The 12,806-nt window shown below is 67.4% G+C and carries 12 protein-coding genes and 1 pseudogene; 10 read left to right on the top strand and 3 right to left on the bottom strand.

The annotated features are described in order from the left end of the window. Positions 1–41: 41 nt before the first annotated feature. The 7 genes and pseudogenes from AB0P21_RS04405 to AB0P21_RS04375 all read left to right on the top strand — a co-directional run bounded on the left by AB0P21_RS04405 (position 42) and on the right by AB0P21_RS04375 (position 6,515). Entirely contained in the window at positions 42–215 is a 174-nt protein-coding gene (locus tag AB0P21_RS04405; protein ID WP_363693644.1) for a hypothetical protein, read from the top strand. 373 nt (positions 216–588) lie between these two features. Continuing rightward, positions 589–1,818 (top strand): branched-chain amino acid ABC transporter substrate-binding protein, encoded by a 1,230-nt coding sequence (locus AB0P21_RS04400; RefSeq protein WP_363693643.1) that lies wholly within the window; start codon positions 589–591, stop codon positions 1,816–1,818. An 83-nt stretch (positions 1,819–1,901) separates the two neighbouring features. After that, a pseudogene (locus AB0P21_RS04395) lies at positions 1,902–2,255 on the top strand (branched-chain amino acid ABC transporter permease); the annotation flags it as partial. Between the two features lie 33 nt (positions 2,256–2,288). Then, complete coding sequence (locus tag AB0P21_RS04390; RefSeq protein ID WP_363694419.1) at positions 2,289–3,218, top strand: branched-chain amino acid ABC transporter permease; 930 nt, start codon at positions 2,289–2,291, stop codon at positions 3,216–3,218. Then, the gene (locus AB0P21_RS04385) at positions 3,215–4,924 is read left to right on the top strand and encodes a branched-chain amino acid ABC transporter permease (RefSeq protein ID WP_363693642.1); all 1,710 of its coding nucleotides are present in this window, start codon (positions 3,215–3,217) and stop codon (positions 4,922–4,924) included. Before AB0P21_RS04390 ends, AB0P21_RS04385 begins: the two co-directional genes overlap by 4 nt. Then, positions 4,921–5,802, top strand: a complete 882-nt coding sequence (locus AB0P21_RS04380; protein WP_363693641.1) for an ABC transporter ATP-binding protein — start codon at positions 4,921–4,923, stop codon at positions 5,800–5,802. Before AB0P21_RS04385 ends, AB0P21_RS04380 begins: the two co-directional genes overlap by 4 nt. Beyond that, positions 5,799–6,515 (top strand): ABC transporter ATP-binding protein, encoded by a 717-nt coding sequence (locus tag AB0P21_RS04375; protein ID WP_363693640.1) that lies wholly within the window; start codon positions 5,799–5,801, stop codon positions 6,513–6,515. Before AB0P21_RS04380 ends, AB0P21_RS04375 begins: the two co-directional genes overlap by 4 nt. Before the next feature lie 70 nt (positions 6,516–6,585). Here the strand turns inward: AB0P21_RS04375 and AB0P21_RS04370 are convergent, their stop codons facing one another. Further along, positions 6,586–7,326, bottom strand: coding sequence for a DUF554 domain-containing protein (locus AB0P21_RS04370; protein WP_363693639.1), 741 nt, complete (start codon positions 7,324–7,326; stop codon positions 6,586–6,588). A 141-nt stretch (positions 7,327–7,467) separates the two neighbouring features. Between AB0P21_RS04370 and AB0P21_RS04365 the strand changes: the two genes are divergently transcribed. Next, positions 7,468–8,127 (top strand): GNAT family N-acetyltransferase, encoded by a 660-nt coding sequence (locus AB0P21_RS04365; RefSeq protein ID WP_363693638.1) that lies wholly within the window; start codon positions 7,468–7,470, stop codon positions 8,125–8,127. On the opposite strand, the gene AB0P21_RS04360 is transcribed toward AB0P21_RS04365, so the two are convergent. Then, positions 8,090–8,518, bottom strand: coding sequence for a hotdog fold thioesterase (locus AB0P21_RS04360; protein ID WP_363693637.1), 429 nt, complete (start codon positions 8,516–8,518; stop codon positions 8,090–8,092). The two genes, AB0P21_RS04365 and AB0P21_RS04360, sit on opposite strands and share 38 nt — an antisense overlap. Before the next feature lie 96 nt (positions 8,519–8,614). Here AB0P21_RS04360 and polA point away from each other — a divergent pair, with 96 nt between their 5' ends. Together polA and AB0P21_RS04350 are read left to right on the top strand one after the other, a co-directional pair. Beyond that, positions 8,615–11,326, top strand: a complete 2,712-nt coding sequence (polA, locus tag AB0P21_RS04355; RefSeq protein WP_363693636.1) for a DNA polymerase I — start codon at positions 8,615–8,617, stop codon at positions 11,324–11,326. Between the two features lie 120 nt (positions 11,327–11,446). Next, entirely contained in the window at positions 11,447–12,322 is an 876-nt protein-coding gene (locus AB0P21_RS04350; protein WP_363693635.1) for a hypothetical protein, read from the top strand. Here AB0P21_RS04350 and AB0P21_RS04345 read toward each other — a convergent pair. Continuing rightward, a complete protein-coding gene (locus AB0P21_RS04345; RefSeq protein WP_363693634.1) occupies positions 12,319–12,789 on the bottom strand; it encodes an NUDIX domain-containing protein in 471 nt (156 codons plus the stop codon). The genes AB0P21_RS04350 and AB0P21_RS04345 overlap by 4 nt on opposite strands. Between the last annotated feature and the right edge of the window lie 17 nt (positions 12,790–12,806).

Here is a 12,806-nt window from a genome sequence, read left to right as displayed (position 1 = left end):
AGCCAACCTTCTCGGACCCTCAACGCGTCAACCCAGACGTGATGGACGAGAAGGTGCTGCCGACCGGGACGAGCGCCGTACTGCGAACGCCCGTGCCGCCCCGCCAACGGCTGCCCAGGGATCGCGCCGAGCGTCCGGGCCAGGACGGCCAGCACCTGCGGATCAACTGGCAATGCGGCAGCGGCAACGAGTACCGCTGGCTGCGCTACCGCTGATCTCGCGAGCGCCACACCAACGGAATCCAACCCCGGTCGGCGGTAGCGGCGTGCCGCGGGGCCGGTCACGGACGGTGCTGAAGGCAACCAAACGGCCGCCTTGGAGGAAGGACTTTCGGTCCATTTGAGTGGCTGGTTGGATCTTGACAAGGCTGATAGTGACCGTCATATCACTCTCTGTTGGGCTCAGATGAGCGCAAAACGGCTAGTAACAGTCGTCACCTGTGCCCATGGTGCTTACGGCGGTAACGACCTCACAACACACGCTGTGTGACGTTCGCATGTTGGTCATCCCGCGGTCTAACCTGCGGATGCTCGCGGCAATCGCGGGAGTCCGAGGGTTTGCTCGGACTATCCAGACATTGGAGGAACAGTGCAGCAGCGTTCCGTAGTACGGGTCGGCGCGTCGCTGATCGTTGCGTCGTTGGCCCTGACTGCCTGCGGTTCACGCAGCGGCGACGACAACGGTGGCGGCTCCGGCGGCGACACGAAGGTCGCCAAGATCGGCGTCATCGCACCGTTGTCGGGCGACCTGTCGGCGTTGGGTCTGGGTATCCAGCACTCGGTCGAGCTGGCCGTCAAGCAGGCCAACGACTCGAACGCGATCCCTGGCTGGAAGCTCGAGGTCGACGCCAAGGACGACGAGGCCAAGCCTGACGTCGGCAAGAACGCGGCGACCGCGCTGTCCTCCGACAAGGACGTCATCGGAGTCGTCGGCACCCTGAACACCAGCGTGAGCCAGCAGGTTCAGCCGGTGCTCGCGCCGAAGAACATCGTCCAGGTCTCACCGGCCAACACCGGCCCGGGCCTGACCCAGGGCGCCGACTGGCAGAAGAACCCGAAGCGTCCTTACCCGACGTACTTCCGTACCTGCACCACGGACGCCGTCCAGGGTCCGTTCGCTGCCCGGTACCTCTTCGAGACCGCGAAGATCACCAAGGTCGCCACGATCCACGACAAGAAGGCCTACGGCCAAGGCCTGGTCGGCACCTTCACCGAGGAGTTCAAGAAGCTGGGCGGCACCGTTGTCGCCGCCGAGACGATCAACCCGGACGACGCCAGCTACACCGCCGTCATCTCGGCCGTGAAGCCGTCCGCCCCGCAGGCCGTCTACTACGGTGGCGAGTACCCGCAGGCCGGTCCGCTCTCGCAGCAGATGAAGGCCGCCGGTCTGAACGTCCCGCTGATGGGTGGCGACGGCATCTTCGACCCGAAGTACGTCTCGCTCGGTGGCAAGACCAGTGACAACGACCTCGCCACCTCCGTCGGTGCGCCGACCGAGGCGCTCGACTCGGCCAAGAAGTTCGTTGCCGACTACAACGCCGGCGGCTTCAAGGAGCCCTTCGGCGCGTACGGCGGCTACTCCTACGACGCGGCCAACTCGATCATCGCCGCGCTGAAGGAGTCCCTGAAGGACGCCAAGGACGTCGAGTCCGCTCGTCAGGCGACCGTCGACGCGCTCGGCAAGGTCAGCTTCGACGGTGTCACCGGCAAGGTCGCCTTCGACCAGTACGGCGACACCACCTCCAAGGTCCTGACGGTCTACAAGGTCACCGCCGGCAAGTGGGCGACCGTGCAGACGAAGGACTTCGAAACCAAGTAGTTCGGCCTCATGACCCCGGGGGTGGGACGAGCTCCGTCCCACCCCCGTGGCATGTCCAAATCTGAGTCAGTTGGGAGGTCGACGTGGACCAGTTCTTTCAGCAGCTCGTGAACGGGCTGACTCTCGGATCGCTGTACGCCCTGATCGCGGTCGGGTACACCGTCGTCTACGGCATCGTGCAGCTCATCAACTTCGCCCATGGCGAGGTCTTCATGATCGGTGCGTTCGGCGCACTGACGACGTACCTGTTGTTCTTCGAGGGCCAGACCAGCGTGTGGATCCTGCCGCTGATGGTCATCGGAGCCATGATCGCCTCGGTCGGTACCGCGGTGCTGATGGAACGGGTCGCGTACCGTCCCCTGCGGAACGCGCCCCGGCTGGCACCGCTGATCACCGCGATCGGCATCTCGGTGTTCCTGCAGGAGTTCATCCGGATCTTCTACGAGCGTCCGGCCTGGACCGTGCCGGTGATGGCCGCGCTGGCCGTCGGCCTGGCGTACCTGGTCGGAACCCGGCTGACGACGGTGCCGCTGAACCACCCGATCACCAAGTGGCGCGACCGTGCGCCGCTGCTCGTCGCGGCCGGTGTCGCGCTGCTGGTGTGGGCCGGCGCCCGGCTGGCCGAGCGCGATCTGTCGATCGTCGCGACGATCGGTGTGGTCGTCGGTGGCGTGGTCCTCGGTACTGCGATCGCCTTCCTCGTCGCCCGGTTCACCGGTGGGCCGGAGCGGGCGCAGTCGCTGGTCAAGGCGTTGGTGGCGATCGCCGCCGTGACCGCGGTGCTGCTGGAGATCGCCTGGCTCGCGTACAAGGATCTGCTCGCGAAGGTCGAATGGCCGAGCGCGAAGCAGCGGATCCCGTTCCCGCAGATCGACGTGGTCACCGGTAAGGCGATCGAGATCGGCGGGGTCACCATCCAGCGGGCCGCGGTCTTCACGATCGTGGCGCTGGCGATCTGCTCGGTGCTGCTGTGGTACTTCATCAACCGGACCCGGCTCGGCCGGGGCATGCAGGCAGTGTCGCAGGACCCGGACACTGCCCGGCTGATGGGGATCAACGTCGACCGGATCATCGTGGTCGCGTTCGCCCTCGGCGCCGCGCTGGCCGCGGTGGCCGGTATCTCCCAGGGCTTTCAGAACAGCAACATCGAGTTCCGGATGGGCTTCCTGGCCGGTCTGAAGGCCTTCACCGCCGCGGTTCTGGGTGGTATCGGCAACATTCAGGGCGCGGTCGTCGGTGGTCTGGTCCTCGGCGTCGTCGAGTCGATGGCGACGCAGTACATCCCGGGTCAGTTCGGTGGTGGTTCCTGGAAGGACGTCTGGGCCTTCGCCATCCTGATCCTGGTGCTGGTCTTCCGGCCGCAAGGTCTTCTCGGAGCAAGGGTGGTGGACCGCGCATGAGCGACGACCTGACAACCTCGTCGGCGACGCAGGCGCCGGTGCACTCCGGCGGGCATCCGGTCGCCTGGCCACTCGGCCTGGCCGGTGTCGCCTTCGTCATCATCGGATCGTTCCTGTCCTGGAGCTACGACGGCTCGATCCTCGGTGACCTGTCGATCAACTTCTACCCGGGCTCGCTGCAGATCCTGGCGATCATCCTCGCCGTGCTCAGCCTGCTGTTGCTGCTGATCGAGAAGGGACCGCTGGCCAAGCGGGTAGGTCCATGGCTCGACGCGACGCTCGGGCTGCGGTCGCTCGGCATCGTGCTGACGCTGTTCATGGTGCTGGTGCTGGTCGCGATCACCGTCGAGTCCGACGGCCTGATCAACGTCAACCCCGGTGGCTACGTCAGCCTGGTCGGCGCCGTGCTGATCCTGGTCAGCTCGCGGTTGCTGCCGTTGCGGCAGCTGCGTGACCTGAGCCACGCGAAGCTGCCCGGCTGGCTGGAGATTCTCTCCATCGCGCTGATGATGGCGGCGGTGCTGTTCGGCGCGGCGTACGCGCTGGGCCTGACCGACGCCTGGAACTTCGTGCTCTGCCTGGTCTTCATCGCGGCCGTGATCGCGGCGCTGTTCCGGACCGGCGTGATGGGCTGGTTCGGTCACGTCGCGCAGCGGCACAAGAAGGTGCTCACGCTGGCCGCGTTCGCGGTGGCGTTCTTCTTCCCGTTCACCCAGAACGGGTCGGACGCCAACATGTCGATCGCGACCCAGGTGCTGATCTTCGCGGCCACCGCGATGGGCCTGAACATCGTGGTCGGTCTGGCCGGCCTGCTGGACCTCGGCTACATCGCGTTCCTCGGTTCGGGCGCGTACGTCGCGGCGATGCTGTCCGAGTCGGCGTTCGCGACCATCGACTGGCACCCGCCGTTCCCGGTCGTCGTGCTGCTCGGCGCCTGTGTGGCAGCCACCCTGGGTCTCATCATCGGTTCGCCGACGCTGCGGGTCTCGGGTGACTACCTGGCCATCGTGACGCTCGGTTTCGGTGAGATCTTCCGGTTGGCGATGTTCAACCTGGACGGCACCAACGGACCGCTGCTGACCAACGGCCCGAACGGTATCCCGGGCATCCCGGAGCTCGAGATCGGCAGCTTCAACTTCGGCGACGAGCACACCCTCGCCGGCATCGAGCTGGGGCGCTTCTCGAACTACTACTTCCTGCTGCTGCTCCTGATCGGCTTCGTCATCCTGGTCTTCGCCCGGCTGAACGACAGCCGGATCGGCCGCGGCTGGGTGGCGATCCGCGAGGACGAGAAGGCCGCCGAGGCGATGGGGGTGAACGTCTTCGGGCTGAAGCTGCTGGCGTTCGCGATCGGCGCCTTCCTGGCCGGTCTGGCCGGCACCATCAAGGCCCACCAGGATGTTGCCATCAGCCCCGACCAGTACATCTTCCTCGAGTCGGCGTTCCTGCTCGCGGCGATCGTGCTGGGCGGAATGGGAACCATCGCCGGTGTGTTGCTCGGAGCAACGATTCTGAAGCTGCTGCCGGAGAAGCTGCGGTTCTTCTCGGAGTACCGGCTGCTGCTGTTCGGTCTGCTGCTGGTGCTGATGATGCGGTTCCGGCCCGAGGGGCTGGTGGCGAGCAGACGCAGGCAGCTCGAGTTCCACGAAGACGACGAGGAACTCGCCGTCGCGATCGAGAGCGAACTCGTCGAGGAGGCGAAATGACCGTCACCGACACGACCCCGGTACCGGCTGCGGCTTCGGCCGTACCGGTGCTGGAGGCCTCCGGCGTGACCATGCGGTTCGGTGGTCTGCTGGCGGTCAACGACGTCAACCTGACCGTCAACGAGGGCGAGATCGTCGGACTGATCGGCCCCAACGGCGCCGGCAAGACGACCTTCTTCAACTGTCTGACCGGCCTCTACAAGCCGACCAGCGGTCAGGTCCGGTTCGCCGGTACGCCGTTGCCGCCCAAGCCGCGGGCGGTCGTCCGGGCCGGGATGGCGCGGACGTTCCAGAACATCCGGCTGTTCGCCAACATGACGGCGCTCGAGAACGTGATGGTGGGCCGGTACTGCCGGACCTCCTCCGGTGCGATCACCTCGGTCCTGCGGGGGCCGAAGTTCCGCCGCGAGGAGGCCGCCACCCGGGCCCGGGCGCAGGAACTGCTGGAGTTCGTGGGGCTCGGCAAGTCGGCCGAGAACCTGGCCCGCAACATGCCGTACGGCGATCAGCGACGACTCGAGATCGCCCGGGCGCTGGCCACCGACCCGAAGCTGATCCTGCTGGACGAGCCGACGGCCGGAATGAACCCGCAGGAGACCAAGCAGGCCAGTGACCTGATCTTCAAGATCCGGGACTCCGGCCTGTCCGTGGTCGTCATCGAGCACGACATGCGCTTCATCTTCAACCTGTGCGACCGGGTGCTCTGCCTGGTCCGCGGCGAGGCCCTGATCGAGGGCAGCCCAGGTGAGGTGCAGTCCGATCCGCGGGTGATCGAGGCCTACATCGGCACCGGTGAGGACGACGACGAGGACGAGGTGGACACCACGTCCGCGCACGTCCAGGACAGCACCGTCGCCGAGGAGGAGGGCAAAGCATGACCGCGATGCTCGAGGTCAAGGACCTGGAAGTCGCCTACGGCAAGATCGTTGCCGTCAAGCGGATCAGCTTCTCGGTCGAGCAGGGCCAGGTCGTCTCGCTGATCGGCACCAACGGCGCCGGAAAGACCACCACGCTGCGGACCATCTCCGGGCTGATCCGGCCGACCCACGGCGAGATCCTGTTCCAGGGTCAGCGGATCGACCAGATGCCGGCCCACGAGATCGTCACGATGGGGCTGGCGCACTCGCCGGAGGGACGCCGGATCTTCCCCCGCCTGTCGGTGGAGGAGAACCTGCTGCTCGGCGCGTTCTCCCGCAACGACCACGCGGCGATCCGGACCGACCTGCAGGCGGCGTACGACCTGTTCCCGATCCTGGGGGAGCGCCGCAAGCAGCCGTCCGGAACCTTCTCCGGTGGTGAGCAGCAGATGCTGGCGATGGGCCGGGCGATGATGAGCAAGCCCAAGCTGCTGATGCTGGACGAGCCCTCGATGGGGCTGTCGCCGATCATGATGAAGCGGATCATGTCGACGGTCTCCGAACTGCAGAAGCAGGGCACCACCATCCTGCTGGTCGAGCAGAACGCCCAGGCGGCGCTCAAGCGCGCCGACTTCGGCTACGTGCTCGAGGTCGGGCAGATCGTGCTGTCCGGCACCGGACGCGACCTGCTCGTCAACGACGACGTGCGCAAGGCGTACCTCGGCGAGGACTGACTGTCCGCGGTACTGATGTTGCTTGGAGCCCCGGTCTGGTGACCGGGGCTCCTTGCTGTTGACAACGAAGTTAGTTGCGTACGACGACGAGCAGCTGGACCAGCAGCGGCGCGACGATCAGCGCCGGCAGGAGATCCGCGACGGCGATCTGCTTGATCTTGAGCAGCCGTAGCGCGACACCGATCAGCAGCAGCCCGCCAGTGGCGCCCAGAGCCGTCACGTGGGCCTCTGGCAGCACGTCACCCAGTACTGCGCCAACAGCCGTCATCAACCCCTGGACGACCAGTACGACGACCGCGGACGCCGCCACGCCCCAACCCAGCGACGCGGCGAACGCGATCGAGGCGAAGCCGTCCAGCACCGACTTGAGCAGAAGCTGGTCGGCACCGCGGCCCAGCCCGTCGGACAACGCGCCCAGGAAGGTCAATGGTCCGACACAGAACACCATCGACGCCGACACGAAGCCCTCGACAAAGGTGCTTTCTCCGTCGCCACGGCTGAATCGGTGCTGCAGCCAGGCGCCGAAACCCTCCAGCCGCTGCTCGATCCGCAGCAGCGAGCCGGTGATGCCGCCGATCAGCATCGCGCCGAGCACGATCAGGACCGGCGCGCTGTCGCCGACCGCGTCGCTGAGGGCCTGGTCGGCCACGGTGAGTGCCGACATGATCGCGATCAGCAGGGTGACCAGGCCGAGCGCGTCGGTGACCAGATCGCGGGTGCGCTGACTCAATCGATGGCCGATGAGTACGCCGAGTAGGGATCCGACGAGGACTGTCGCGACATTGACGACAGTACCGATTCCGATGAACAAACCTGGTCTCCGATCGCCCGCGGGCATGGGCGAGTCACAGCTTTGCAAGTGACGTTGGAAGCCCTACTGTTGCGCGGGGGATGAGCGTATCGGCTCAGATCTGTTCACCTCGGGGGTGGATCAGAAATCTAGGAGGGCCACGTGGCACCAGCCATCGAGGTGCGCGACGCCCGCCCCGACGACGCGGGCGCATTGGTCACGCTGTGGCGTGAGATGGCGGTCGGGGCCGGCCACCAGGCCAGGTTGCTGGCGGCGCCGTCCGTGGAGTCCGCGCAGGCCTCCGTGGCCAGGCACGCGGTGGACCCGGCAGGTCGACTGGTTGTCGGCGAGATCGACGGTGAAGTCGGTGGGATGGCCTATCTGCGCCAGGCCGCGATCAGCCCGCTGCACGACGAGGTCACCGTCACCGTCGAGTACTTGCACGTCAGCGACCACGCGCGCCGCCACGGCCTGGGCAAGGCGCTGATCGCCGAGGCCGCCGCCTGGGCTGAGCACGAGAACTGCCCGCACCTCGCCGTCGTCGCGCCACCGGTCGCCCGCGAGGCGAACAGGTTCCTGGCCCGGCTGGGGCTGGGCCAGGCCGGCGTACTGCGGTTCGCCAGCACCCACGTCGTTCGGCGCCGGCTCGCGGCCGAGCACGCGCCGAACCTGCTGGCCTTGCTGTCGTCCCGGCGGTCGGTGATGGCCCGCCGCGCCCAGCTCGCCCGCGCGCCGTTGACCGAGGGTCACGACGACGCGGAGTACGGCGACGACCTCGGCGAGCTCAGGCTCCCGGCGGCGCCTGAATCAGCTGGCAAGTGATCCGCGCGGTGCAGACCCGCTTGTCCCGCTCGTCGGTGATGACGATCTCGTACGACGTGGTGGTCCGGCCGAGGTAGATCGGGGTGGCGACGCCGGTGACCACTCCTTCGCGGACGGCCCGGTGATGGGTCGCGTTGATGTCGACGCCGACCGCCACCCTCCCGAACGCCGCGGCGTGCAGCGCGGAGCCGATCGAGCCGATGCTCTCGGCCAGCACGCAGGACGCGCCGCCGTGCAGCAACCCGTACGGCTGGGTGTTGCCCTTCACCGGCATAGTCGCGACCACCCGCTCGGGGGTCGCCTCGGTGATCACGATGCCCATCAGATCGAGCAGCGTTCCCGTGGTCTGCATCCCCGACGGCAGGTCGGCCGCGCTCTTGTCGTCACTCATGGCAGCAGGCTACGTGAGCCCCAGCGTGCGCATGCGAAAACTGTCGGCGGGGTCCACTAGAGTCTTTCCGTGGCTCCTGAAACAGACTCTTCGACGATGACCAAGGAACCGGGTGTGACGGTGGAGGGCTCCACCGCGCGACCGCGGCTCCTGCTGCTGGACGGGCACTCGCTCGCGTACCGGGCGTTCTACGCGCTGCCGGTGGAGAACTTCTCCACCACCACAGGTCAGCACACCAACGCGGTGTACGGGTTCACCTCCATGCTGATCAACATGCTGCGCGACGAGCAGCCGACGCACATCTGCGTCGCCTTCGACGTGTCCCGCAAGACCTTCCGCGCCGAGCAGTACACGGAGTACAAGGCCGGCCGGTCGAAGTCGCCGGACGAGTTCAAGGGGCAGGTCTCGCTGGTCAAGGAGGTGCTGGAGGCGCTCCGGGTGCCGACCACCGAGATCGACGGGTGGGAGGCCGACGACGTCATCGCCACCCTCGCGACCCAGGCCGACGAGCAGGGCTTCGAGGTGCTGATCAGCTCCGGCGACCGCGACTCGTTCCAGCTGATCAACGACAACATCACCGTGCTGTACCCGAAACGCGGCGTCTCCGAGATCGCCCGGATGGACGCGGCCGCGGTCGAGGCGAAGTACGGGATCCCGCCGCGGATGTACCCCGACCTGGCGGCGCTGGTGGGGGAGAAGAGCGACAACCTGCCCGGCGTGCCCGGGGTCGGCGACAAGACCGCGGCGAAGTGGCTGAACCAGTTCGGTTCGCTGAACGACGTGATCGACCGGGTGAACGAGATCAAGGGCAAGGCCGGCGAATCGCTGCGCGAGCACCTGTCCGACGTGATCCGGAATCGGCAGATCAACGAGCTGGTCCGCGACCTGACCCTGGACGTCTCGGTCGACGATCTGGTCCGGCATCCGTGGGACCGGGACAAGGTGCACACCCTGTTCGACAGCCTGGAGTTCCGGGTACTGCGCGAGCGGCTGGTCGCCGAGCACGAGCAGGTCGAGGAGACGATCGAGGAAGGCTTCGACCTCGAGGGCACCCAGCTCAAGCCCGGTGAGGTCGGAGCCTGGATCAAGGAGCACGTCTCCACCGGCGCGCGCACCGGCGTCGCAGTACAGGGGAGTTGGGGGCGGGGGACCGGTGAGATCACCGGTCTCGCGCTGGCGACGTCCACGGGTGCGGCGGCCTGGTTCGACCCGGGCACGCTGACTCCGGATGACGACTCGGCGTGGCAGGCCTGGCTCGCCGACAAGGACCAGCCGAAGGCGCTGCACGACGCGAAGGGCCCGCTGCTCGGGTTCCTGGAGCGCGGCTGGACGCTCGGCGGACTGACCTCCGACACCCAGCTCAGCGCCTACCTGGCTCGCCCGGACCAGCGGTCCTACGATCTCGCCGACCTGACGGTGCGTTACCTGAAGCGTGAGCTGCGCACCGAAGAGGTCGACAACGGCCAGCTGAGCTTCGACGACATCGAGGGCGGCCCGGCGGCGGACGCGACGATGCTGCGTGCGCGGGCGATCGCCGATCTGGCCGACACGCTCGACGCCGAGCTGGAGAAGCAGGCCGGTACTGCTCTGCTCGCCGATGTCGAGCTGCCGCTGATCGACGTGATCGCGGCGCTCGAGCGGGACGGCATCTCGGTCGACCGGCCGTATCTGGAGGAGCTGGAGGCGCGTTTCGCCACCGGTGTCCGGGAGGCCGCGACAGCGGCGTACGAGGTGATCGGCAAGGAGATCAACCTCGGCTCGCCGAAGCAGCTGCAGGTGGTGCTGTTCGACGAGCTGCAGATGCCGAAGACCAAGCGCACCAAGACCGGCTACACCACCGACGCGGACTCGCTGCAGTCGTTGTTCGAGAAGACCGAGCACCCGTTCCTGGCCTACCTGCTGGCACACCGGGACGCGACCCGGCTGCGGCAGACGGTCGAGGGGCTGCTGAAGACGATCAGCCCGTCCGACGCGCGGATCCACACCACGTTCAACCAGACGATCGCGGCGACCGGGCGGCTGAGCTCCACCGACCCGAACCTGCAGAACATCCCGATCCGGACCGAGGAAGGCCGCCGGATCCGCGAGGCGTTCGTGGTCGGCGAGGGCTTCGAGGCGCTGATGTCGGCCGACTACAGCCAGATCGAGATGCGGATCATGGCGCACGTGTCGGAGGACCAAGGGCTGATCGACGCCTTCAACTCCGGTGAGGACTTCCACTCGGTGACCGCCGCGCGGGTCTTCTCGGTGGAGCCCGGCGCGGTGACGCAGGAGATGCGCGCCAAGATCAAGGCGATGAACTACGGCCTGGCGTACGGCCTGTCGGCGTACGGGTTGAGTCAGCAGCTGAAGATCGGCGTGGATGAGGCGAAGGGCTTGATGGACGAGTACTTCGAGCGCTTCGGCGGCGTCCGTGACTACCTGCGCAGCATCGTGCTCGAGGCGGGCAAGAGCGGGTACACCGAGACGATCCTCGGGCGTCGGCGCTACCTGCCCGACCTGACCAGTGACAACCGGCAACGGCGCGAGATGGCCGAGCGGATGGCGCTGAACGCGCCGATCCAGGGGTCGGCGGCGGACGTGATCAAGATGGCGATGCTGAAGGTCGACGCGGCGCTGAAGGCGTCCGGGCTGAAGTCGCGGATGCTGCTCCAGGTCCACGACGAACTGGTCTTCGAGATCGCCCCGGGTGAGCGCGAGGCGCTGGAGGAGCTGGTCCGCCGCGACATGGGCGCGGCCGTCGAGATGGCGGTCCCGCTGGACGTCTCGGTCGGCGTGGGCCGCACCTGGCACGAGGCCGCGCACTAGTCCCCGGCCGCCGACTGAGCTGATGTCCGACGAGCCCGAGCCCGAGCCCGAGCCCGAGCCCGAGCCCGAGCCCGAGCCCGAGCCTCGTGGCGACGGCGGGCCGTATTGCGAGCTGAGCTGATGTCCGGCGACGAGCCAGAGCTGCTGTCCGGGGAGCCGAACCGGCCGTTCCGGTGGGATCTGGTCCGGCCGGACCAGCTCGGCTCCTTGCTCGACGACGTACCCGAGGTGAGTCTCGGGTACGTCGACGAGCTGGTCGCCTGTGCGGGGCGTGTTCTCGCCCAGTCCGCCGGCGGTGACCTGTACTTCGTCGGACGCTCGGTGGACAGCTTGTTCGACTTGTTGAGTGGCGCCCTCGTCGACACCACCTGGCAGGACCGCCTGCACCCCTTGCCGCTGTCCTTATACGGACTGGACGGCCAAGGACTCACCCCCGCCGAGACGGCCCAGCTGCGGACAAACCTCACTGCGGCCGGGCTGACCCCGGCGGATCTGATGCGGGGCCGTCCGACGGTCTTCGTCGACCTGGTCTACCAGGGATCCACCTTCGAAAACCTCTACGAGCTGCTGCGCGACTGGATCGACGAGGACCGCGCGCAATGGGACGTGATCCGGCGGCAACTGCGGTTCGTCGGGATCACCTGGCGGGACAAGACCAGTCCGAAGGCGTGGCGCTGGCAGCAGCACGCGGACTGGACAGCGGAGTTGCCCGCGTCGTCGATCCGCAATGTGTCGCTGGACGGCCGGGTCTGGAGCTATTTCGGCAACCACCAAGCCAAGACCGCGGTGTCGTTCCGGCGTACCAGGTGGAGTGATCCGAAGGTCGGCGTACCGCGGCGGGATCGCGGGACGCGGTACGCGCTGGCCGAAGCCGCGCTGCTGGTCGAGCGGGGGAGATCAGCCGAAGTACGTCGGCAGCTGGCGGCGGGGATGGCGAAGGAGCCGACCACCGGTGAGCGGTGGTCTCGTGAGCTCCAGGTGGAGCTGCGACGCTAGCGGGCGAAGAGTGGCTGGTCGGTGGGCGCCAACGCGTGAGCGATCACGGTGAGGCTGTAGTCGGGGAGCGGTGGCAGGTCGGACAGAGGGAACCAGGCGACCTCCAGGTTCTCGTCGTCGTTGACTCGCGCCTCGCCGCGCAGCGGACGGCAGAGGAACGAGAGGTCGAGGAACTGGACCTGGTCGCCGTTCGGATAGGCGTTCGGCGGCAGTGATTCGACGCTGAGCAGGCGGACGATCTCCGCCTCGACGCCGGTCTCCTCCTGGAGTTCGCGCAGCAGTCCGATCGCCGGCTGCTCGCCGGGCTCGAGGATGCCGGCCGGTACCGACCAGCGCCCGGTGTCGGACCGCCGGACCAGCAGGATCTGCTCCTGGTCGTCGAGCACCACCCCGGCGATCCCGGTCAGCCAGAGCAGATCGTGGCCGATCTTCTCGCGGAGTTCAAGGATGAATTTCGGCGTCGTCATAGCGGCGAGCCTAGCCA

This window comes from Kribbella sp. NPDC056861, assembly GCF_040687575.1.
GTDB lineage: Bacteria > Actinomycetota > Actinomycetes > Propionibacteriales > Kribbellaceae > Kribbella.
The sequence above is the reverse complement of the archived record's forward strand: the minus strand, read 5'-3'. Positions and strand labels throughout refer to the sequence as shown.